Below are 23,038 nucleotides of genomic sequence, written 5' to 3'. Positions count from 1 at the left end.
CTCCGGTCGGCGGCATCTCGCACGGTCTGCGATGGTTCCCAGAGGCAGAGTGAACAGAACATGCAGCCGGCAGCCGTCCAGACCGACCGAAACAGCGACATTGCAACAGCCGTTGTGGCGACCATGCGTCAGCTCGGCGTGCTTGGCCTGCCGCGCAATTACGAAATCTTCTACGAAGCACTGAAAGGCACCAATCGCGAACTCGGCCTGGCCGTCGTCGCGCTGGGCAACCAGCCGACGCAGGACGATCTCGACCGCATCGGCCGCGCTTTCTTTGCCCAGCATCACGGTCCCGGCATTGTCGAGCAGGCGCGCGACGTGTTGGCCAGGGAACTCGAGGACATCGCCTTGCTGCTGCGCAGCGAACGTAGCCATATCGAGAAATACGGCAAGATCCTCGATGAGACATCGAGTGGCCTCGCCAACCGCAGCCTGCTTTCGCAGGATCTGCTGCAGAAGGTCGCCAGCGCCATGGCGGCGGCCACCAACTCGACCCTCGACCACGGCAAGCAGGTTGCAACCACGCTGAGCGACAAGACGGCGGAACTGGAGAGCGTCAAGTCGAAGCTTGAGGAGTACAAGCGGCTCGCCGACACCGACCCCTTGACCCATATCTGGAACCGCCGCGCCTTCGACAAGCAAATCACGGCGATTTACACCTCCAACAAGGGGATCCTGTTCAACGCCCTGATCCTTGCCGACATCGACCATTTCAAGGGTGTCAACGATCGCTACGGCCACCCGGTCGGCGACAAGATCATCCAGATCGTCGCTGAAATCTTCCAGACCAGCATCCGTGAAGATATGTTCGTTGCCCGCACCGGCGGCGAGGAATTCGCGCTGATCGTCGAGGGCGCCAGCGAGGATACCACTTACGAGATCGCCGAACGCATCCGCGTGCTGATCGAACAGACGCCGTTCACCAGCAGCCAGACCGGCGCCAATTACGGCACGGTGACCGTTTCCATGGGCATCTGCATGGCTTCCGAAGCGGAAAGCCCGGAGGATCTTTACACCAAGGCGGACCGGGCGCTCTACCGCTCCAAGGTTGGCGGGCGCAACCGCGTCACCCGGCACTCGACAATGGCCGGCCGCACCGGCAAGAACTGGCTGCTATACAAGAAAGACTGACGCTTCGGCGTGCAGCCAATTCCCGGGCACAGGCAAATTTATCGGATCCCGCCTCTTTCCATATGAATTTCCGTGGACTATATTTTCCATGGAAAGAGAGAGGCCATGTCTGTTACACAACCCAATGCTGCCGCCCCTGATCTGACCGCGAAGGCGGCCGAAAACGCGGTTCTGACCAAGGCCACGCTGCGCGCCGCCGAACTCTTGGATATAACCGCCAGGGTGCTTGCGTCGATCATCGGCGTCTCGGAAGCAACGGTTTCACGCATGCGCAGGCAGGAATTCCTGCTGGAGCGCGGCACCAAGCCGTTCGAACTCGCGGTGCTGTTCGTGCGGCTGTTCCGTTCGCTCGACGCCATTGTCGGCGGTGACGAGACGATAGCCCGGGCATGGCTGAAGAACGCCAATACCGCGTTCGATGGCAGCCCGCTTGAAAAGATCCTCACCATTACCGGGCTTGTCGATGTCATTGCCTATCTGGACTCCCGACGCGCTCTCGTCTGAAGCCGTCCGGCTCGACGGCAAATACTGGCGCATGGTCGAGGCGCAGCACCGCGTCTCGACGCTGAAGATCGTCGACACGCTGGACGAACAGGCGCTGCTCGAGGATCTGATCGAGGAGACCAAGCCGCAGATCCCCATGGAATGCCGGCATCTCCACTATCTCTTGGCGACGCCCTTCCGCTACGGCTCGATCTATCCCTACGGCTCGCGCTTCCGCCGCGCCGGCCGCACTCTGGGGGTCTACTACGCGGCGGAGACGATCATGACGGCGGTCGCCGAAATGGCCTTCTACCGCCTGCTGTTCTTCGCCGATTCGCCCGACACGCCATGGCCGCGCGACGCCGCCGAATACACCGCCTTCGCCGCCGCGATCCGTACCGACAATGCCATCGACCTGACGCGGCCGCCGCTCGACCGCGATCGGGCCCATTGGACGCATCCGACCGACTATGCCGCCAGCCAGGCGATTGCCGATGTCGCGCGTGAGGCTGGGCTGGAGGCGATCCGTTACCGTTCGGCGCGCGACCCGAAGGGCGTCAATGTGGCGCTGCTGACATGCCGCGGCTTTACCAAGGCCAAGCCGCTGGAGCCGCACACATGGCGCATCCGGCTAGGCTCCCTCGGCGTCCAGGGGATCTGCGAATTTCCGGAAAGGCGCATCGAGTTTTCCAGAACCGCCTTCGCCAATGATCCCCGGCTCAACGGATTGCGCTGGGAACGCGGGCGTTGATCAAACGAAAAAGCGCCGGATTTCTCTGGCGCTTATCATTTCAATTCTGAAAACGGGTTCAGCCGTTAGCCACCTGCTTGTGCTGCACCGGATGGCTCTTCTTCAAGAGATCCGACACCAGGAACGCCAGCTCGATCGCCTGGTCGGCGTTGAGGCGCGGGTCGCAATGGGTGTGATAGCGGTCCTGCAGCTCCTCGGCGGTGATGGCGCGGGCGCCGCCGGTGCATTCGGTGACGTTCTTGCCGGTCATCTCGACATGGATGCCGCCGGGGTGCGTGCCTTCGGCGCGATGCACCTCGAAGAAGGTCTGCACTTCCTTGAGGATGCGGTCGAACGGCCGCGTCTTGTAGCCGGCAGCCTCGATCGTATTGCCGTGCATCGGGTCGGACGACCACACGACGCTGCGACCTTCCTTCTGCACCGCGCGCACCAGCTTCGGCAGATGGTCGGCGACCTTGTCGGAGCCGAAGCGGGCGATCAGCGTCAGCCGGCCCGGCTCGTTCTCCGGATTGAGCAGGTCGATGAGCTCCAGCAGGCCGTCAGTCGTCAGCGACGGGCCGCATTTGAGGCCGAGCGGGTTCTTGATGCCGCGGCAATATTCGACATGCGCATGGTCGGGCTGTCGGGTGCGGTCGCCGATCCAGATCATGTGGCCCGACGTTGCGTACCAGTCGCCGGAGGTCGAATCGACGCGGGTCAGCGCCTCTTCATAGCCGAGCAGCAGCGCCTCGTGACTGGTGTAAAAGTCGGTCTCGCGCAGCGCGTAGTTGGTCTCCGAGGTGATGCCGACGGCCTTCATGAAGTCCATCGTCTCGGTGATGCGGTTGGCGAGCATGCCATACTTCTCGCCTTGCGGGCTGTCGGAGACGAAGCCCAGCATCCAGCGATGCACATTCTCCAGGCTGGCGTAGCCGCCTTGGGCGAAGGCACGCAGCAGGTTAAGCGTCGCCGCCGACTGGCGGTAGGCCATTTCCTGGCGGGCCGGGTCGGGAATACGCGACTTGGGGTCGAACTCGATGCCGTTGATGATGTCGCCACGGTAGCTTGGCAGCGTCACCTCGCCCTTGGTCTCATTGTCGGACGAGCGCGGCTTGGCGAACTGGCCGGCGACACGGCCGACCTTCACCACCGGCTGCGCGCCGGCAAAGGTCAGCACCACCGACATCTGCAGGAAGACGCGGAAGAAGTCGCGGATGTTGTCGGCGCCATGTTCGGCGAAACTCTCGGCGCAATCGCCGCCCTGCAGAAGGAATGCGTCGCCGGCAGCGACAGCCGCAAGCTGCTTCTTCAGCTTGCGCGCCTCACCGGCAAAAACCAGCGGCGGAAAGGTGGCGAGCTGGGCTTCCGTGTTCTTCAGCGCGGCGAGGTCCGGATAGGCAGGAACCTGCTTGATCGGCTTTGCTCTCCAAGAATTCGGCGACCATTTCGTCATCGCTGCACCCAAACGCTCTTTCCAGCAGGCTTTTGCCCGCCATTCCCGCCCCATATGGGGATGGCGGCTCCATACACGAAGCCGATTTTCTATTCTAGACCGGAATTCAAGCGCTGGCGAATGATGGGGAGCTCCATGCCGCGACCCACTTTGGCTTCTTATCTTCGCGACGGCTGTGCAATATCCCTTGGTGCCAGAATCGATCCTCACCGATGTAGTCGCGCCGGTCATCGTCCGCTGCGCAACAATTCTCCATGGAGTCCCTATGTCCGTGTCCGCCTACCTTGACCGCGTGCGCCGCGAGCAAGGCCTGTTTACGATCGAAGAGGTTGTTGGCCTGTCCGAGCGCGGCAACGTGATCTACGACCCCTACTCCACGCTGATTTCCGCAGGCGCCGTCATCGGGCGAGGCAACGTCTTCTTCCCCGGCGTCTACCTGTTCTGCACCGACGGTGGCGCGCTGGAGATCGGCGACGCCAACATTTTCCACGCCAACACACTGTTCGAAGCATCCGCCGGCGCAATCCGCGTCGGCTCACGCAACCAGTTTGGCGAAGGCGGTTTTACTGCAAAGGCCAACAGGCCGGGAGCCTCGATCGTGATCGGCGATCAAGGCCGCTATCTCAACGGCGCGGCGGTGTTCGGTGAGACGGTGCTCGGTTCGGGCAGCCAGCTTCTCGGCGCGATCACCGTCGACAGTTGTCGGCTGGAACCGGGCGGCAGTTTTCGTGAGTCCGACCCCGACCGCCGGGCCGGATTGCTGAAAGGCGCCGGCGCCGCGCGCGGCTTCACCGTGCCTGCCGGGCACGTCATCGTCGGCGCCGGCGCGTTCTCGGCATCCGACCTGCAGTTGCAGTCGAATTTCCATCCGAAAGTCTAGGTGGCCACCAGCCGCGCCAACTGCGTCATGACGACAGCCGAGCCCGCCAGACGCTTCTCGGCTGTCGGCCAGTCGCGGATGAAGACCACGCTGTGGTCGGCCCTGATCTTGGCCAGCGAGCCCTGTTCGCCGATGTACTTGACCAGCCCGACCGGGTTGGAAAACTCGCGCTTGCGGAAATGGATGACGACGCCCTTGGGGCCGGCATCGAGTTTTTCGACATTGGCCCTGCGGCAGAGTGCCTTGATGAAGACGATCTTGAGCAGATGCTTCACTTCCTCCGGCAGCGGGCCGAAGCGGTCGATCAGCTCGGCGCCGAAAGCATCGATCTCCTCGGTGTTTTCGAGATCGCCAAGGCGGCGGTAGAGCGCCAGCCTGAGCTGAAGGTCCGGCACGTAGCTTTCCGGGATCATGACAGCCGTGCCGACAGCGATCTGCGGCGACCAGCCGCCATCCTGAACCTCGCCGGAATCCTTCACCTCGGCCACCGCCTCTTCCAGCATCTGCTGGTAGAGCTCGAAGCCGACCTCCTTGATGTGTCCGGATTGTTCTTCGCCGAGTAGATTGCCGGCGCCCCTGATGTCGAGGTCGTGGCTGGCGAGCTGGAACCCGGCGCCAAGCGTGTCCAGCGACTGCAGCACCTTCAGCCGGCGCTCGGCCGTGTCGGTGAGCTTGCGGTTGGCCGGCAGCGTGAACAACGCATATGCCCGCACCTTGGAACGGCCGACGCGGCCGCGCAGCTGGTAGAGCTGCGACAGGCCGAACATATCGGCGCGATGGATGATCAGCGTGTTGGCGGTCGGAATGTCGAGCCCGGATTCGACGATGGTGGTCGACAACAGCACGTCGTACTGGCCGTCATAGAAGGCGTTCATGATGTCGTCGAGTTCGCCCGGCGGCATCTGGCCATGGGCCACCGCCACCTTCAGCTCGGGGACGGATTCGCGCAGGAAATCATGGATTTCGGCGAGATCGCTGATGCGCGGCACGACATAGAAGGAATGGCCGCCGCGATAGCGTTCGCGCAGCAGCGTCTCGCGGATGACCAGCGGATCGAAGGGCGAGATGAAGGTGCGCACCGCCATGCGGTCGACCGGCGGCGTGGCGATCAGCGACAGTTCGCGCACGCCGGTCAAGGCAAGCTGCAGCGTGCGCGGGATCGGCGTCGCCGACAGCGTCAGCACGTGGACGTCGGTCTTGAGGTCCTTCAGCCGTTCCTTGTGCTTGACGCCAAAATGCTGCTCCTCGTCGATGATCAGCAGGCCGAGGTTCTTGAACGAGATCGCCGACCCGAGCAGTGCATGGGTGCCGATGACGATGTCGACCTGCCCCTCGGCGATGGCTTTCTTGGTTTCCGCCAGTTCCTTGGCGCCGACCAGCCGCGAGGCCTGGCTGACGCGGATCGGCAGGCCGGAGAAGCGCTGCGAAAAGGTCTTGAAATGCTGGCGCGACAACAGCGTCGTCGGCACCACGACCGCGACCTGGAACCCTTCCATCGCCGCGATGAAGGCGGCGCGCAACGCCACTTCGGTCTTGCCGAAGCCGACATCGCCGCAGATCAGCCGGTCCATCGGCTTGCCGGCGCCGAGATCGTCCACGACGGCATCGATCGCGCCCTGCTGGTCGTCGGTCTCCTCATAGGGAAAGCGCGCCGAGAATTCGCCGTAAAGCCCTTCCGCCGGCACCATGGGCGGCGCGGTACGCATCTGGCGCTCGGCGGCAATGCGGATCAGCTGTCCGGCCATGTCGAGCAGGCGCTTCTTCAGCCGCGCCTTGCGCGACTGCCAGGCGCCGCCGCCGAGCTTGTCCAGCGTCGCCTCGGCTGTGTCAGAGCCGTAGCGCGACAGAAGCTCGATGTTTTCCACCGGCAGGAACAGCCGGTCGTCGCCGGCATAGTGGATTTCCAGGCAGTCATGCGGCGCGCCGACCGCCTCGATGGTGCGCAGGCCGATGAAGCGGCCAATGCCGTGATCGGCGTGGACGACGATGTCGCCGGCCGACAGCGACGAGGCCTCGGCGATGAAATCCGACGCGCGCTTCTTGCGCTTCGAGCGGCGGATCAGCCGGTCGCCCAGAATGTCCTGCTCGGCGACGACAACCAGCTGTTCGGTCTCGAAGCCGGATTCCAGCGGCAGCACGGCGAGTGCCGCCTGCCCCGGCTCGAGCTTTTCGGCTTCGGCCAACGTCGCCACCGGCACCAGATTGCCGAGATGATGCTCGGCCAGGATCTGGCCGAGCCGATCGAGCGATCCTTCGGTCCAACCGGCGACGATGACCCGCCGGCGCGCCGCGCGCTCGTCGGCGATGTGTTTTACGACGACATCGAAGACGTTGATGTTTGGGTCAGCCCGTTCCTCGGCAAAGCTGCGGCCATGGCGCGAGCCGCCATGGAAGACCTTCTTGGCCCCGACATCGGGCGCGTCGAAGGCGGTGAAGTCGATGGCTTCGCGCGGTCCGAGCGACGCCACGAGGTTTTCCGGTGAGAGATAGAGCAGTTCCGGCGCCACCGGCTTGTAGGGCACGGCGTCCTTCAAGGCGGCGTCGGCCTGTTTGCGGCGCGCTTCGTAGTGGTCGAGGATCAGCGTGTGACGCTCAGCCAGCGCTTCGTGCGCCAGATGGTCGAAGATGACAGGCGCATCCGGCAGATAATCAAACACTGTCTCCAGCCGCTCGTAGAACAGCGGCAGCCAGTGCTCCATGCCGGCAAAGCGCCGCCCTTCGCTCACCGCCGCATAAAGGCCGTCGTCGCGCTGCGGCGCGCCAAAGGCTTCGATATAGGAGCGGCGGAAGCGGCTGATGGTTTCGGGGGTCAGCGCCACTTCACTCATCGCCTGCAGCGCCATCGACTTGCGCTGGCCGGTGGTGCGCTGCGTGGCGGCGTCGAAGACGCGGATCGATTCCAGCGTGTCGCCGAAGAAATCGAGCCGCAGTGCTTCCGTCCAGCCGGGTGCGTAGAGGTCGAGGATGCCGCCGCGCACGGCGAATTCGCCGATACCGCGCACCGTCGGCACCCGCTCGAAGCCGGAAATCTCCAGCCGGGACACCAGCGCGTTCATGTCGATCTGGTTGCCGGGCTTTGCGTGGAAAGTCTGCGCTTCGACCAGATCGGCCGGCGGAATGCGCTGCAGCAGCGCATTGGCAGTGGTCAGGATGACCGCGCGATGCGGCTTTTTTGCCAGCGCGATCATCGCCGTCAGGGCGTCGAGCCGCTTGGCAGCGGCATCGGAGCCTGGCGAAACGCGGTCATAGGGCAGGCAATCCCAGGCCGGCAACTCCAGCACCGGCAGGCCGGGGGCGGCAAAGGTCAGCGCCTCGATGATCGACGGCAGGCGCTGGCCGTCGCGCGCCACGAACAGCACCGGTTTGTCAGGCGCAATCTCATGGATCGCCTGCACCAGCGCAAAGGCTTCGTAGCCATCGGCAACGCCGTCGACGATGAACTGGCCGGCACGGCCTTTCGGCAGACCGATTTTGGGAATGAGGCTCATGGTTGCACGTTTAAAATGTCATGGTCCGGCGCGATGCCAGGATCTTTTGCAGGACGGCACAGTCGATATTCCTGGGAACCGGGCGTTCGCCGGTGACCATGGGCAGGAATTCGGTGTCGGGAATGTCGAGCAGCCTTTCATATTGGTCGATTTCATCGCCGGTCAAGGCGCCGATCTCGTTGTCGGCAAACGTACCGAGGATAAGGTCCATCTCGCGCATCCCGCGATGCCAGGAGCGGAACAACAGCTTGCGGCGCCTGATATCCAGCCCCTCGCTTGATCGTTTCGTCCCGGTCATCGTGCCGCATCCTTGCTTGGTGCGGCGCATATAGCGTGGATAGAGGGGGGTGTCAGCCTTGCAACGCACGGGTGGGCGGCTAAACATCCCGGGTGTGAAGAACACTCCTGACAACGCTGGTGCCGGACACCGCCCGCACTTCACCCTCCCCCTTGTGGGGAGGGTCGGCGAGCACGCTTCGCAAAGCGAAGCGAGTGAGACGGGGTGGGGGTGCGGCGCTGACCTACCGACTTCCTCGAAAGTTAGACGCGCACCTACCCCCACCCCGCTCCGCTTCGCGGATCGACCCTCCCCACAGGGGGGAGGGTAAAGGCATGCGCCCCTCCCTCCTCGACCCTCTCTTCGTCCCCATCACTTCGCTTGCCGGCGTCGGCCCCAAGGTTGGCGCTCTGATCGAGAAGGTGGTGGCGGCCGATCTCGGCGAACGGCCGGCGCGCGCGGGCGACCTGTTGTTCGTGCTGCCGCACACCGTCATCGACCGTCGCAATCGTCCCGGCATCGCGCTTGCGCCGGCCGGCGCCATCGTCACGCTCGACGTGCGCATCGACCGCCACCAGCCGCCGCCGCGCGGCAACCGGTCGGTGCCTTACCGCGTCTATGCCCATGATGACACCGGCGAGATCGGCCTGATCTTCTTCCACGCCCATGCCGCCTATCTCGAAAAGGCGATGCCGGTGGGCGAGCATGTCGTCGTCTCCGGCCGCATGGAGTGGTTCAACGGCCGCCCGACCATGGTCCATCCCGACCATATCGCCCTGGTGAGCGAGGCGGAAACACTGCCGCTGGTCGAACCGGTCTATCCGCTGACCGCCGGCCTGTCGGGCAAGGTGCTGCGCCGCGCCATCGGCCAGGCGCTCGGCCGGCTGCCGGAATTGCCGGAATGGCAGGACGGCGCCTTCATGCGCAAGCAGACTTTCCCCGCCTTCGCCGACGCGCTCGCCCGCATCCACTATCCCGCGGACCCGATCGATGTCGCCATCGAGGGGGTGGCATGGCGCCGCCTTGCCTATGACGAGCTTCTCGCCGGCCAGGTCTCGCTGGCATTGGTGCGGGCAAAAGTGCGCCGGCTGTCGGGCCGGCCGCTCATCGGCGACGGTCGCATCGTCGAGAAACTGCGCGCAGCCCTGCCGTATTCATTGACCGGCAGCCAGGAATTCGCGCTTGCCGAAATCAATGCCGATCTGGCCGACCCCGAGCGCATGCTGCGCCTGCTGCAAGGCGATGTCGGCTCCGGCAAGACGGTGGTGGCGCTGCTGGCCATGGGGCGCGCAGTCGAGGCCGGCGGCCAGGCGGCCTTGATGGCGCCGACCGAAATCCTGGCGCGCCAGCATCTGGCTACAATCACGCCGCTGGCCGAACAGGCCGGCCTGCGCGTCGCTATCCTGACCGGCCGCGAAAAGGGCCGCGAACGCACTGAAACGCTATCAGGTCTCGCCAGCGGCGAGATCGACATCGTCGTCGGCACCCATGCGCTGTTCCAGGAAACGGTGACCTATCACGACCTCGTCTTTGCCGTGGTCGACGAGCAACACCGCTTCGGCGTCCACCAGCGGCTTGCCATCACCGCCAAGGGCGACGCCCCCGACATGCTGGTGATGACGGCGACGCCGATCCCGCGCACTCTGGTGCTGACCGCCTTCGGCGACATGGACGTCTCCAAGCTGACGGAAAAACCGATCGGCCGCCAGCCGATCCGCACCGTCACGCTGCCACTGGAACGGCTGGACGAGTTGGTCGGTCGCATGCTGGACGCGGTTGCCGACGGCCAGAAGATCTACTGGATCTGCCCGCTGGTCGAGGAATCCGAAGAGATCAAGCTGATGTCGGCCGAGGACCGTTTTGCCTCGCTGCAGCCCTTGTTCGGCGATCGCATCGGCCTCGTCCATGGCCGCATGAAGGGCGCCGAAAAGGACGAGGCGATGCGCGCCTTCAAGGCCGGCGAAACCCGCATCCTGATCGCCACCACCGTTATCGAGGTCGGCGTCGACGTGCCGGACGCCACGATCATGGTCATCGAGCATGCCGAGCGTTTTGGCCTGGCGCAACTGCACCAGTTGCGCGGCCGCGTCGGGCGCGGCGACAAGCCTTCTTCCTGCGTGCTGCTTTACAAGGACCCGCTCGGCGAGACGGCAAAGCGCCGGCTGTCGGTGATGCGCGAGACCGAGGACGGTTTCCTGATCGCCGAAGAGGATCTGAAGCTGCGCGGCGAAGGCGAATTGCTCGGCACCCGCCAGTCCGGCACGCCGGGCTTCCAGGTGGCGCGCATCGAGGTGCACGCCGACTTGCTCGAAGCAGCCCGCGACGATGCAAGGCTGATCCTGTCGCGCGACCCGGAACTACAGTCTGAGCGCGGCGAGGCGCTGCGCCTGCTGCTCTATTTGTTCGGCCGCGACGAGGCCGTACGGCTCTTGCGCGCCGGCTGAGCGCCCTCGGCGATCAGCCCGCCAAGCGGCGGGTTGGCGAGATCTCCGTCGATCGGCTGGCCGTTCATAGTCACCATTTTCGGCTTGACTTCGGGCGCCACCAGCCCGGCCGAGACGATCAGCCTGGCGCCGTCCTCGATCGTCATGTCGAGCAGCACGATGTCGGATTTCGGCACGTACATCAGGAAACCGGTGGTAGGGTTCGGCGTGCACGGCATGAACACGGCGATCATCGGGTCGCCTGCATGGTCGAGCTTCTGGTTGATCTCGGTTTCCTTCTCGCTGGCGACGAAGACCAGCGACCAGACGCCTTTTCGCGGATATTCGACCAGCCCGACCTGGCGGAACATATCGCCCTTGTTCGACAGCACCGTCTGGAATATCTGCTTCAGCGAACCGTAGATGCCGCGCACCAGCGGCATACGGCCAAGCAGCCGTTCGCCGAAATTGACGATCGCGCGGCCGACGATGTTGGCGGTCATGAAGCCGATCAGCGTGATCAGCACGAGCGCCACGATCAGGCCGAAGCCGGGCACCGGAAACGGCAAATAGGTGTCGGGGCTGTAGCGCGCCGGAATGTACGGCTTCACCCAGGAATCGACCCAGCCGACGAACGACCAGGCGATATAGGCGGTGATCGCCAGCGGCGCGCAGACGATAAAGCCTGTGAGGAAATAGTTCCTCAGCCGGGTCATGCCGGAAGTTCTGGGAGCATCAGACATGGTTCACCGGGGACGCGGGTTGCAGGGCCACACTAGTGAAGCGAACGGCGCTTTGGAACCGCGAAGTTTTTAAGACCGCCGATGAGCGCCGACTACTCCACGGTCACCGATTTCGCTAGATTGCGCGGCTGGTCGACGTCTGTCCCCATAAAGACGGCGGCGTAGTAGGCCAGCATCTGGATCGGCAGCGCATAGATAATCGGCGAGATGATTTCCGGCACGTCGGGCAGGATGATCGTCTCCATCGTCTTGACGCTGACCTGCGCCGCGCCCTTGGCGTCGGTGATCAGGATGATCTTGCCGCCGCGCGCCGCCACTTCCTGCATGTTCGACACGGTCTTTTCGAAGATACGGTCATGCGGCGCGATGACGATGACCGGCATGTTCTCGTCGATCAGCGCGATAGGCCCATGCTTCAGCTCGCCCGCGGCATAACCCTCGGCATGGATGTAGGAGATTTCCTTGAGTTTCAGCGCGCCTTCCATGGCCAGCGGGAAATTGGTGTCGCGGCCGAGATAGAGCACGTCCTTGTAGCGCGAGATTTCGCGCGCAATGCGCTCGATCTGCTCCTCAAGCTTGAGCACCTGGTTGGCGTAGCGGGGCGCCTCCGAAAGAGCGCGCACCAGCGTCTTTTCCTCATCCTTCGAGATCGTGCCGCGCGCCACGCCGGCGCGCACCGCCAGCGAGGCCAGCACCGAGAGCTGGCAGGTGAAAGCCTTGGTCGAGGCGACGCCGATCTCCGGCCCGGCCAGCGTCGGCAGCACGACGTCGGATTCGCGCGCCATGGTCGATTCGCGCACATTGACGATGGCGCCGATCTTCATGCCCGCCTTGCGGCAATAGCGCAGCGAGGCCAGCGTGTCAGCGGTTTCGCCGGACTGCGAGATGAAGAAGGCGGCATCATCAGCGGATAATGGCATTTCGCGGTAGCGGAATTCCGAGGCGACATCGATGTCGACCGGCAGCCGCGCATAGCGCTCGAACCAGTATTTGCTGATCAGGCCGGCTAGATAGGCGGTGCCGCAGGCCGAGATCGCCAGCCGGCCGATCTTGGCGAAGTCGAACGGCAGCTCCAGCGGCTTCGACACGCCGGAGACGAAATCGACATAGTGCGCCAGCGTGTGCGAGATCACTTCCGGCTGTTCATGGATTTCCTTTTCCATGAAATGGCGACGGTTGCCCTTGTCGACCATGAAGCTGGTCGACAGCGATTGCTGGCGCTTGCGGGCAACCTCTTTGCCGTCGATGTCGAAGATGGTGACGCCATCGCGGCGCACCACCGCCCAGTCGCCGTCTTCGAGATAGGTGATGGAATTGGTGAACGGCGCCAGCGCGATGGCGTCGGAGCCCAGAAACATCTCGCCATCGCCATGGCCGACGGCCAGCGGCGGGCCATTGCGGGCGCCGACGATGAGGTCCTCGTCGCCGGTGAACATGATGGCCAGAGCAAAGGCGCCTTCCAGCCGCTTCAGCGCCTGATGCGCCGCCTCGATCGGCTTCAACCCCTTGGCGAGTTCGCGCGCCACCAGATGCGCTACGACCTCGGTGTCGGTCTGCGACGAGAAGGAATAGCCGTCGCGGATCAGCTCATCGCGCAACTCGGCGAAATTCTCGATGATGCCGTTGTGAACGATGGCGACGCCGTTGGAAAAATGCGGATGGGCGTTGGTCTCGTTGGGCACGCCATGCGTGGCCCAGCGCGTGTGGCCGATGCCGATCGTGCCATTGAGCGGCTCGTCCTTCAGCCGGCGTTCGAGGTTGATCAGCTTGCCTTCGGCGCGGCGGCGGCCAAGCCGGCCATGCTCGACCGTGGCGACACCGGCCGAGTCATAGCCGCGATATTCCAGCCGCTTCAGCGCATCGACGATGAGCGGCGCGACCTGGCTCTGGCCGACAATTCCGACGATACCGCACATATGCCTGCCCCCAATTCCCGCTGGAAAACCAGTCCCGATGGAAAACCAGCGCTATCTAGGGATTGCCGGCCCGCCGCGAAAGTCACTTTGCGTTTCGTCTGCTGTAACGGAACGCTTCTCAACCCGATGCACCATGACACACCGCTCTTGCAATCCGGTTACCGCAATTCCTCGGTTGTTCAATTGCTTCGGCGGTTAATGGTCGGTGCCGGCCTTTTTCTTCGCCGCTGCGGCAGACGCGAAGCGCTCGCGCAATTCCTTGCCCTTGCCGGGAATGGTCTTCTGGCGGGCGCGGCCGAAGGCCAGCGCATCGTCCGGCACGCTTTCGGTTATGACGCTACCCGAGGCGATGTAGCCGCCCTTGCCGATCGTAACCGGCGCCACCAGCGACGAGTTCGAACCGATGAAGGCGCCCTCGCCGATGTCGGTGAAAAACTTCGAGTAGCCGTCATAGTTGCAGGTAATGGTGCCGGCGCCGATATTGGCCCCAGCGCCCACACGGGCATCGCCGATATAGGTCAGATGATTGACCTTGGCGCCCTCCTCGATGACCGCCTGCTTGACCTCGCAGAAATTGCCGACCTTGGCCTTGTTGCGAAGATCGGCACCCGGCCGCAGCCGCGCGAACGGCCCGACATCGCAGTTGGAGGCAATGGTGGCGCCTTCGATGTGGCTGAAAGCGTGGATCTTGGCGCCGGTTGCAATTTTCACGCCCGGTCCGAACCAGACATTGGGCTCGACGATCGTATCGGCGCCGATTTCGGTGTCATGCGAGAAATACACGGTTTCCGGCGCGATCAGCGTTACGCCTGACAGCATGGCCTCGTAGCGCCGGCGCACCTGCCAGATGCCTTCGGCCTGCGCCAGTTCGGCTCGGTTGTTGATGCCGAGCGCACTCTCGAAGCTGGTTTCGGTGGCAACGACATCGAGCCCTTTCGCACTGGCGATCTCGACGATGTCGGTGAGATAGAACTCGCCCTTGGCGTTCTTGTTGCCAACCTGGTCGAGCAGGTCGAGCGCATGCTTGCCCGCCACCGCCATCATGCCGGCATTACAGAAGCCGATCTTCTTTTCCTCGGCGGAGCAGTCCTTCTCCTCGCGGATGGCGGTGAGCTTGCCGCCCTTTTCGATCAGCCGGCCATAGCCGGTCGGGCTGGGCGGGCGGAAGCCGATCACCACAACAGCCGCGCCATCGGCAAGCTTTCGCCGCGCGGTCACCAGGGCTTCAGCATCGATCAGTGGCGTATCGCCGAACATCACGAGAATATCATCATAACCCTTTGATATCGCATCGCGCGCAGCCCGCACGGCATGCGCAGTGCCGAGCCGCTTCTCCTGCACGAAGGTCTCGGCCTTGGGCGCGAATTTCGCCGCCGCCTTGCGCATATCATCGGCGCCATGGCCGATCACCAGCGCCTGGCTGCGGGCGCCGGCGGCCTCGGCCGCTTTCACCACATGGGCGACCATCGGCAGTCCGGCGATCTGGTGCAGCACCTTCGGCATCGCGCTCTTCATGCGCGTGCCTTCACCGGCGGCGAGGATAACGGACAGGCAGGATCTGGTTTGCATGTTGGGAGTTTCCGAGGACCGAGATTCGTTGCAGTCTTAGCACCGGAGGCATCGCGGTCCAATGCGGCTGAATTTCGGTAGAAACCTAACAAAGACCCTTGGCGGTCGTCAGGTAAGTATGGTCATCCGCAGGAGACAGAAAGTGCTTTGGGGATGAATACCCAGATTTCGTTCCCGCGAGCTGTCAGTTGGGCCTTTCGGTCCGATTTCGACAAACGGCGGCGATTTGAGTTGGAGAATTCGCCTGCTTTTGACGAGATTGTAGAGCGAATATGCAAGGAAGCCGCTTCAAGAAAGATAGATGCGTCTGTAAGGCCCGGGAACCGAGCTGAATTATTCGGGTGTCATCGCGCTGGGTTTTGTTTGCGGGTTAAGCCAACGACCTTTGACATTTTCTTTAATAGCCCCACGGGTTTGCGAGCTCAGTATCTAGTTCATCCTGATCTTGGACAGGCGGCAAACTGCGTGTTGATCGCGGCTCTCAGATTGCAGTTGCTTGATGCCTATAAGAAGGAATCGCTACCGATTGCGCATAAAAATTGGTCAATCGACAACTCCATCGACGCAACATCGGCAAGGATATGGCGATACGAGTTGGTCTCTACCGCACCCAAACACGATCTTAACATCCCAGGGTGGGACGGACATGGATCGTCCGCCCCAATGGGAGAATGCTTAGTTGTAAATGGTGCGTGGATCGACTCGGATGGCCAGGAGGTAGTCATTCCGGAGAAGATCGGACGGCGATTTGAAGTGCACAGAAGCGGATATTCCTAGGGTCAAGCCCAGCACCTACCCCAGCCGGCCCAGCACCGGAAAATTCTCCAGCAGCCAGTAGGACACCGTCTGCACGCCGCCGGTGAGAAAGAACACCCCGGCGACGACCAGCAGCGCGCCGATCGCCTTTTCGACGCGACCGAGATGGACGCGGAACCTGCCGAGGAAGCGCATGAAGGCGCCGGAGAACAGGGCAGCGATCAGGAACGGAATGCCGAGGCCAAGCGAATAGGCGGCGAGCAGCAGCGCCCCCTCGCCCACCGTCTCGCGGCCGCCGGCCAAGGTCAGGATCGGCCCCAGCACCGGGCCGATGCACGGCGTCCAGCCAAAGGCGAAGGCCAGCCCCATGACATAGGCGGCGACCATGCTGGCGGGCTTGCCCTGCGACTGGAAGCGCGCCTCGCGCGACAAAAGTGGTATGCGCAGGATGCCGAGGAAATTCAGCCCCATCAGGATGATCAGCACCCCGGCAGCCATCGCCAGCGGCTCCTGCCACACGCGCAGCCAATGGCCGATGGTCGAGGCGCCGGCGCCGAGCGCCACGAATACCGTGGAGAAACCGAGTACGAAGGCGAGCGAGGAATAGATGAGCGCGCCGCGGGCGCCGGCCTTGGCCGCGACGCCGGCACCGCCACCGCGAAAGTCGTCGACCGACACGCCGGCCATGTAGCAGAGATAGGGCGGCACCAGCGGCAGCACGCAAGGCGACAGGAACGAGATCGCCCCCGCTCCGACCGCGCTGACATAGCCGATGTCCAATGGCATTCCAGAACTCCAGATTCCTTGGCGCCGATATAGCGACGCAAAATCGTGTTCGCCAATCACCATCGTGTGGAATTTGGCTACAGATACGATCCGGCCGGACGAATTGTTGTCGGCCAATCCCAAGTTGACCAAGCCGGGGAAGAAATGTCCCTCGCCGAACGTTCACAGAGCGAAGCCGCGATTTCTGCGCGCTTCGTCGGATCACCAGGGAGATTTCCATGAAAACGATCACCGTCGGCCTGGCCGCCCTTCTGCTCAGCACCGCCGCATCCTTCGCCGCCGAAGCGTGGAAGGAAGCGGAAGTCGCTGGCACCAAGATCTACACCGATGCCAACGGCATGACGCTCTATACCTATGACAAGGACGAGAAGGGCAAGACCAACTGCTATGACAAATGCGCCACCAACTGGCCGCCGCTGAAGGCCGAGGATGGCGCCAAGGCGGACGACGAATGGACCATCGTCGAACGCACCGACGGCACCAAGATGTGGGCCTATGACGGCAAGCCGGTCTACACCTTCATCAAGGACAAGAAGGCCGGTGATGTCACCGGCGACGGCGTCGGCGAGGTCTGGCACATCGTCAAGGCCGACTGATCGTCCGAACCTCTATCCCGCGCGCCATCGGCGGGACTCGGCTGGCCGCCGGCTCCAAGCGACCCGGCGGCCAGTTCGGCATTTACGGGCAGCGCGACGCGGTCGCGGCGCCTTTCCCGGTGGCTCGAAACACGAACCCTCCCAGACAAAAATTTTGTGATCTTCTCCATACACTCTAAGAGTGTATTGCGGCACACGCCTCCGCATTTTGGCCGCTTGCCCTTGACCGATCGCAAAAGCGCGGCCATGTGAGCGACCAATTGAATGCGTCACGCAGCGGAATTCTTCTGCCGCCCCACAGCTGATATGAGACCTCATGGACGTCGTCGTCGTCGAATCGCCGGCCAAGGCAAAGACAATCAACAAGTATCTCGGCAAGAACTTCAAGGTTCTGGCCTCGTTCGGCCATGTCCGCGATCTGCCGGCCAAGGATGGTTCGGTGCGTCCCGACGAGGATTTCGCCATGTCCTGGGCGGTCGACACCGCGTCCGGAAAGCGTCTCACCGACATCGCCAACGCGGTCAAGGATGCCGATGGCCTGATCCTCGCCACGGATCCGGATCGCGAGGGCGAAGCCATTTCCTGGCACGTGCTGGAGGTGCTCAAGCAGAAGCGCGTGTTGAAGGACAAGCCGGTCAGCCGCGTCGTCTTCAATGCCATAACCAGGTCGTCGGTGCTGGAAGCAATGGCCAATCCGCGCCAGATCGATGCACCATTGGTCGATGCCTATCTGGCTCGCCGCGCACTCGATTATCTCGTCGGCTTCACGCTGTCGCCGGTGCTGTGGCGCAAATTGCCGGGCGCCCGTTCGGCCGGCCGCGTCCAGTCGGTGGCGCTGCGCCTGGTCTGCGACCGCGAATCCGAGATCGAGCGCTTCATCCGCGAGGAATACTGGCAGATCGCTGCCCTCCTCGGCACGCCACGTAACGACAGCTTCGAGGCGCGGCTGACCGCGTTCGAGCGCAAGAAGCTGCAGAAGCTCGACATCGCCAGCAAGGCGCAGGCCGACGATATCAAGGGCATGCTCGAAGGCGCGACCTTCAAGGCTCTGTCGGTGGAAGCCAAGCCGACGCGGCGCAATCCTGGCCCGCCCTTCACCACTTCGACGCTGCAGCAGGCGGCATCGTCGGGCCTCGGCTTTTCGGCGACGCGCACCATGCAAGTGGCGCAGCGCCTCTATGAAGGCATGGAGATCGGCGGCGAGACCACCGGCCTGATCACCTATATGCGAACCGACGGCGTGCAGATGGCGCCGGAGGCGATCGACGCCGCCCGCGACACCATCGCCAAGGAATTCGGCCCAAAATACCTCCCGGAAAAGCCGCGCCAGTACACAGCCAAGGCTAAGAATGCCCAGGAAGCGCACGAGGCGGTCCGCCCGACCGATTTCATGCGCACGCCGGCTTCGGTCAGGCAGTATCTCGATTCCGACCAGCTGCGGCTTTACGAATTGATCTGGAAGCGCGCCATCGCCAGCCAGATGCAGTCGGCCGAGATCGAGCGCACCACGGTCGAAATCGAGGCGGTCAATGGCGCCCGCACGGCGGAGCTTCGCGCCGTCGGTTCGGTCGTTCGCTTCGACGGCTTCATCGCCGCCTACACCGACCAGAAGGACGAGGACGCCGAAGACGAGGAAAACCGTCGCCTGCCCGAGATCCGTGCCGGCGAGCAGCTGGCCCGTCAGGCGATCAATGCCACCCAGCACACCACCGAGCCGCCGCCGCGCTATTCCGAGGCGTCGCTGATCAAGAAGCTGGAAGAGCTCGGCATCGGCCGTCCGTCGACCTACACCGCGATCCTGAAGACGTTGGAAGACCGTGACTACGTCAGCATCGACAAGCGCCGGCTGGTGCCGCAGGCCAAGGGCCGGCTGCTGTCGGCTTTCCTCGAAAGCTTCTTCGAGCGTTATGTCGAATATGACTTCACGGCCTCACTCGAGGAAAAGCTTGACGAGATTTCCGACGGCAAGCTCGCCTGGAAGGACGTGCTGCGCGACTTCTGGAAAGACTTTTCCGGCGCGGTCGCCGACATCAAGGAACTGCGCGTCACCGACGTGCTCGATGCGCTGAACGAGGAACTGGCGCCGCTGGTGTTCCCCGCGCGGGAGGATGGCTCGAATCCCCGCATCTGCCCGAAATGCGGCTCCGGCAATCTGTCGCTGAAACTCGGCAAGTTCGGCGCCTTCGTCGGCTGCTCCAACTATCCGGAATGTTCCTTTACCCGCCAGCTCGGCGACGCCGCCAACCCGAATGGCGAGAATGGCGGCGGCGAGGACGGCACCAAGGTCCTCGGCAACGATCCCTACACGGCAGAGGAAATCACGCTGCGCTCAGGCCGCTTCGGTCCTTATATCCAGCGCGGCGACGGCAAGGAAGCCAAGCGCTCCAGCCTGCCCAAGGGCTGGACGCCCGACTCGATCGACCATGAAAAGGCCTTGGCGCTGCTGTCGCTGCCGCGCGATATCGGCAAGCATCCTGAATCCGGCAAGATGATCTCCGCCGGGCTTGGCCGCTATGGTCCATTCGTTTTGCATGATGGCACCTATGCCAATGTCGACAGCATAGAGGATGTGTTCTCGATCGGCCTCAACCGCGCTGTCACCGTGATCGCCGAGAAGCAGCTGAAGGGCAAGGGCGGCCGCAATGGCGGCACCGCGGCGGCGCTGAAGGAACTCGGCGACCATCCCGATGGCGGCGGCAAGATCGTCGTGCGCGATGGCAAATACGGGCCCTATGTCAACTACGGCAAGGTCAACGCGACACTGCCCAAGGGCAAGGATCCGCAGTCGGTGACCGTCGAGGATGCGGTGGCGCTGATTGCCGAGAAGGAAGCCAAGGGCGGCGGCAAGAAGCCGTTCCGCAAGGCGGCAGCCGCCAAGGCCCCCACAGCCAAGAAAACCACTGCCAAAACAACCACTGGCAAGAAAACCACAGCCAAGAAGTCGGCGACCAAGAAGCCGGCGGCGAAGAAAAAGGGATAGCAGAGTGGCGCGCAGGATCACCGGTAGAAGCCACGGCGATCCGCGCACCGCCGACACGAGGGCCAAGGTCAAGGACGACTACAGGCCGTCGCGTGACGAAATCCTGCGCTACATCGCCGAGAACCCCGACCGCGCGGGAAAACGCGACATCGCAAAGGCGTTTGCCTTGCGCGGCGACGACCGCATTTGGCTGAAGGACATCCTGCGCGACCTGCAGGACGAAGGCATCCTGACCAAGGAGCGCAAACGGCTGGCCCGTGTCGGCGCCTTGTCGCATGTCGCCGTACTCGACATTTTTGGCCGCGATGGCGACGGCATCCTGCTGGCGCATCCGGCGGAGGCCGTCGGCACCGGCGAACCGCCGGTCATCTCGATCCGCGTCTCCCGCGGCGGCAATGGCCCGCAGCCGGGCATCGGCGACCGTGTGCTGGCCAAGACCTTCCCGACCGACGATGCGACCGGGCCTGCCTACACCGGCCGCGTGATGAAGATTTTCGAGAAGCGCACCGATGCCGTGCTGGGCGTCTTCCGTATCCTGAGGGACGGCACCTTCCGAATCGAGCCGGTCGAACGTCGCCAGCCCGAACTGATCGTCGACAAGGAATTCCAGAACGGCGCCAGGAACGGCGACCTTGTCGAGGTCGAGCCGGCGCGGGCCTCCCGGTATGGTTTGCCGCGCGCAAAAGTGGTGGCGGTGCTGGGCTCGCTGACCAGCGAAAAGGCGGTCTCGATGATCGCCATCCACGCGCACGACATTCCGCATATCTTCCCGGCCGACGTCATCGCCGAATCCGAGGCGGTAAAACCGGCGACGCTTGCTCACCGCGAGGACTGGCGCGACCTGCCGCTGGTGACCATCGACCCGGCCGACGCCAAGGACCATGACGACGCCGTCTTCGCCACGCCCGACCTCGACGAGAAGAACCCCGGCGGCGTGATCGCCACGGTGGCGATCGCCGATGTTGCAGCCTATGTCCGCTATGGCACCGCACTCGATCGCGAGGCGCTGAAACGCGGCAATTCTGTCTATTTCCCCGACCGCGTCGTGCCGATGCTGCCAGAGCGCATCTCCAACGACCTGTGCTCGCTGCGCGAAGGCCAGGACCGTCCCGCGCTTGCCGTGCGCATGATTTTTGCCGCCGATGGCCGCAAGCTGCGTCACACCTTCCACCGCGTCATGATGAAATCGGCGGCAAAGCTCGCCTATCCGCAGGCCCAGGCCGCGATAGACGGCCTTCCTGACGACAAGACCGGCCCGATCCTCGATACGGTGCTGAAGCCGCTGTGGGACGCCTACGCCATCCTGAAGCGCGGCCGCGATGGCCGCCAGCCGCTCGAGCTTGATCTGCCGGAGCGCAAGATCCTGCTCAAGCCGGACGGCACCGTCGACCGCGTCATCGTCCCGGAGCGGCTCGACGCCCACAAGCTGATCGAAGAATTCATGATCCAGGCCAATGTCGCCGCCGCCGAAACGCTGGAAGCGAAGAAGCAGGCGCTGGTCTACCGGGTCCACGATGCGCCGTCGCTGGCCAAGCAGGAATCGCTGCGCGAGTTCCTGCAGACGCTCGGCCTGTCGCTGGCGCGTGGCGCGCAGATGCGGCCCGCCCAGTTCAACGGCATTCTCGAGCGCGTGCGTGGCGCCGACAATGAGGGGCTGGTCAACGAAGTGGTGCTGCGCTCGCAGAGTCAGGCCGAATATTCGCCCAAGAACATCGGCCATTTCGGCCTCAACCTGAAGCGCTACGCGCATTTCACCTCGCCGATCCGCCGCTATGCCGATCTGATCGTGCATCGCGGGCTGATTGCCGCACTTGGGCTCGGCCCTGGCGGGCTGACGCAGGACGAAGAGACGCGGCTGGAAGACGTCGCGGTGCTGATCTCCGGCACCGAGCGCCGCGCCATGGCGGCCGAGCGCGACACCGTCGACCGGCTGATCGCTGCCTACCTCGCCGAGCGCATCGACGACCGCTTCGACGCCCGCATTTCGGGCGTCACCAAATCGGGACTATTTGTCCAATTGCCGCAGTTTGGCGCAGATGGCTTCATCCCGGTGTCAAGTCTGGATGGCGATTACTATATATATGACGAAACCGCGCGATCGCTGTTCGGAGAACGCACCGGCAAGGGCTATCAGCTTGCCGACCGCGTCGAGGTTCGCCTGATCGAGGTGGCGCCTATGGCCGGCGCGATGCGTTTCGAGATGCTGACCGACCCGAAGCCCCTGCCCGGCTCCAAACGGTCGTTTCACAAGGCAAAAGGCCGCGCCCGCGCGTCGCAATCGCGCCCGGGGTCGCGCGGCAGGAGACGATAATGGCAAGCGAAATGGGAATCCAGAAGCAGGTTTTCGGCGGCGAACATCATTCGGGCCGAGTCGCCCGCCCGCTGTGGACGGCGATGAAGCGCGGCGCCCTTGGCCGCTGCCCGTATTGCGGCGAAGGCAGGTTATTCGCCGGCTTCACCAAAAGCGTCGACAAATGCGCCGCGTGCGGTGAGGAGTTCCACCACCACCGCGCCGACGACCTGCCCGCTTATCTCGTCATCGTCATCGTCGGCCACATCGTTCTCGGCGCCTTCATGGGCGTCGAGGCGACGTCGACGCTCTCCATGTGGCAGCACATCGCCATTTGGGTGCCGTTGACCATCGTGCTGTCGGTCGCTCTGCTGCAACCGGTCAAGGGCGCCGTCATCGGACTGCAATGGGCGCTCTATATGCACGGCTTCGGCGGCGAAAAAGACGGCACCGAGCCGCATCCCGGAACCTAGTTTGCGTCAGGGCAATGTCGCCTGGCGCAACATGCCGACCGTGAAAGGCCACTTTCGTTTGCCA

General features: G+C 63.6%; 16 protein-coding genes. 9 read left to right on the top strand and 7 right to left on the bottom strand.

The window, feature by feature from the left end; genetic code table 11:
* Positions 1-60 precede the first annotated feature (60 nt).
* From X771_RS150190 to X771_RS150200, 3 genes are all read left to right on the top strand, one after another.
* Positions 61-1,131, top strand: a complete 1,071-nt coding sequence (locus X771_RS150190) for a GGDEF domain-containing protein (RefSeq protein ID WP_023681555.1) — start codon at positions 61-63, stop codon at positions 1,129-1,131.
* 105 nt (positions 1,132-1,236) lie between these two features.
* Positions 1,237-1,635 carry an MbcA/ParS/Xre antitoxin family protein gene (locus X771_RS150195; RefSeq protein WP_023681556.1) on the top strand — a complete coding sequence of 133 codons (399 nt, stop codon included), beginning with the start codon at positions 1,237-1,239 and terminating at the stop codon, positions 1,633-1,635.
* Complete coding sequence (locus tag X771_RS150200; RefSeq protein WP_023688327.1) at positions 1,595-2,365, top strand: RES family NAD+ phosphorylase; 771 nt, start codon at positions 1,595-1,597, stop codon at positions 2,363-2,365. The genes X771_RS150195 and X771_RS150200 overlap by 41 nt, the downstream gene beginning before the upstream one ends.
* A 58-nt stretch (positions 2,366-2,423) precedes the next feature.
* Here the strand turns inward: X771_RS150200 and X771_RS150205 are convergent, their stop codons facing one another.
* On the bottom strand, positions 2,424-3,797 hold the full coding sequence (locus X771_RS150205; RefSeq protein WP_023688326.1) for a 3-deoxy-7-phosphoheptulonate synthase class II: 1,374 nt from the start codon (positions 3,795-3,797) through the stop codon (positions 2,424-2,426).
* A 265-nt stretch (positions 3,798-4,062) separates the two neighbouring features.
* Here X771_RS150205 and X771_RS150210 point away from each other — a divergent pair, with 265 nt between their 5' ends.
* Positions 4,063-4,677 (top strand): hypothetical protein, encoded by a 615-nt coding sequence (locus X771_RS150210; protein WP_023688325.1) that lies wholly within the window; start codon positions 4,063-4,065, stop codon positions 4,675-4,677.
* Here the strand turns inward: X771_RS150210 and mfd are convergent.
* Positions 4,674-8,165: a transcription-repair coupling factor gene (gene mfd, locus X771_RS150215; RefSeq protein ID WP_023688324.1), complete on the bottom strand. Its 3,492-nt coding sequence runs from the start codon at positions 8,163-8,165 to the stop codon at positions 4,674-4,676. The genes X771_RS150210 and mfd overlap by 4 nt on opposite strands.
* A gap of 10 nt (positions 8,166-8,175) precedes the next feature.
* Complete coding sequence (locus tag X771_RS150220; RefSeq protein WP_023681561.1) at positions 8,176-8,463, bottom strand: succinate dehydrogenase assembly factor 2; 288 nt, start codon at positions 8,461-8,463, stop codon at positions 8,176-8,178.
* A 314-nt stretch (positions 8,464-8,777) separates the two neighbouring features.
* Here X771_RS150220 and recG point away from each other — a divergent pair, with 314 nt between their 5' ends.
* The gene (gene recG / locus X771_RS150225) at positions 8,778-10,886 is read left to right on the top strand and encodes an ATP-dependent DNA helicase RecG (protein WP_023688323.1); all 2,109 of its coding nucleotides are present in this window, start codon (positions 8,778-8,780) and stop codon (positions 10,884-10,886) included.
* Here recG and X771_RS150230 read toward each other — a convergent pair.
* The 4 genes from X771_RS150230 to X771_RS150245 all read right to left on the bottom strand — a co-directional run bounded on the left by X771_RS150230 (position 10,838) and on the right by X771_RS150245 (position 16,635).
* A complete protein-coding gene (locus tag X771_RS150230; RefSeq protein ID WP_031193123.1) occupies positions 10,838-11,608 on the bottom strand; it encodes a DUF502 domain-containing protein in 771 nt (256 codons plus the stop codon). The genes recG and X771_RS150230 overlap by 49 nt on opposite strands.
* Positions 11,609-11,700: 92 nt before the next feature.
* Entirely contained in the window at positions 11,701-13,524 is a 1,824-nt protein-coding gene (gene glmS, locus X771_RS150235) for a glutamine--fructose-6-phosphate transaminase (isomerizing) (RefSeq protein ID WP_023688321.1), read from the bottom strand.
* 195 nt (positions 13,525-13,719) lie between these two features.
* Positions 13,720-15,093 carry a bifunctional UDP-N-acetylglucosamine diphosphorylase/glucosamine-1-phosphate N-acetyltransferase GlmU gene (gene glmU / locus X771_RS150240; protein ID WP_023688320.1) on the bottom strand — a complete coding sequence of 458 codons (1,374 nt, stop codon included), beginning with the start codon at positions 15,091-15,093 and terminating at the stop codon, positions 13,720-13,722.
* A gap of 792 nt (positions 15,094-15,885) precedes the next feature.
* On the bottom strand, positions 15,886-16,635 hold the full coding sequence (locus X771_RS150245) for a cytochrome c biogenesis CcdA family protein (protein ID WP_023688319.1): 750 nt from the start codon (positions 16,633-16,635) through the stop codon (positions 15,886-15,888).
* Positions 16,636-16,853: 218 nt separating this feature from the next.
* Here X771_RS150245 and X771_RS150250 point away from each other — a divergent pair, with 218 nt between their 5' ends.
* The 4 genes from X771_RS150250 (at position 16,854) to X771_RS150265 (ending at position 22,974) form a co-directional block, all read left to right on the top strand.
* Entirely contained in the window at positions 16,854-17,231 is a 378-nt protein-coding gene (locus X771_RS150250; RefSeq protein ID WP_023688318.1) for a hypothetical protein, read from the top strand.
* A gap of 316 nt (positions 17,232-17,547) precedes the next feature.
* Positions 17,548-20,211 (top strand): type I DNA topoisomerase, encoded by a 2,664-nt coding sequence (gene topA, locus X771_RS150255; RefSeq protein ID WP_023688317.1) that lies wholly within the window; start codon positions 17,548-17,550, stop codon positions 20,209-20,211.
* 4 nt (positions 20,212-20,215) lie between these two features.
* Positions 20,216-22,522 carry a ribonuclease R gene (gene rnr / locus X771_RS150260; RefSeq protein ID WP_023688316.1) on the top strand — a complete coding sequence of 769 codons (2,307 nt, stop codon included), beginning with the start codon at positions 20,216-20,218 and terminating at the stop codon, positions 22,520-22,522.
* Positions 22,522-22,974, top strand: a complete 453-nt coding sequence (locus tag X771_RS150265) for a DUF983 domain-containing protein (protein WP_031196518.1) — start codon at positions 22,522-22,524, stop codon at positions 22,972-22,974. Before rnr ends, X771_RS150265 begins: the two co-directional genes overlap by 1 nt.
* Positions 22,975-23,038 lie beyond the last annotated feature (64 nt).

It is taken from the genome of Mesorhizobium sp. LSJC269B00, from assembly GCF_000502815.1.
Lineage (GTDB): Bacteria > Pseudomonadota > Alphaproteobacteria > Rhizobiales > Rhizobiaceae > Mesorhizobium.
The sequence above is the reverse complement of the archived record's forward strand: the minus strand, read 5'-3'. Positions and strand labels throughout refer to the sequence as shown.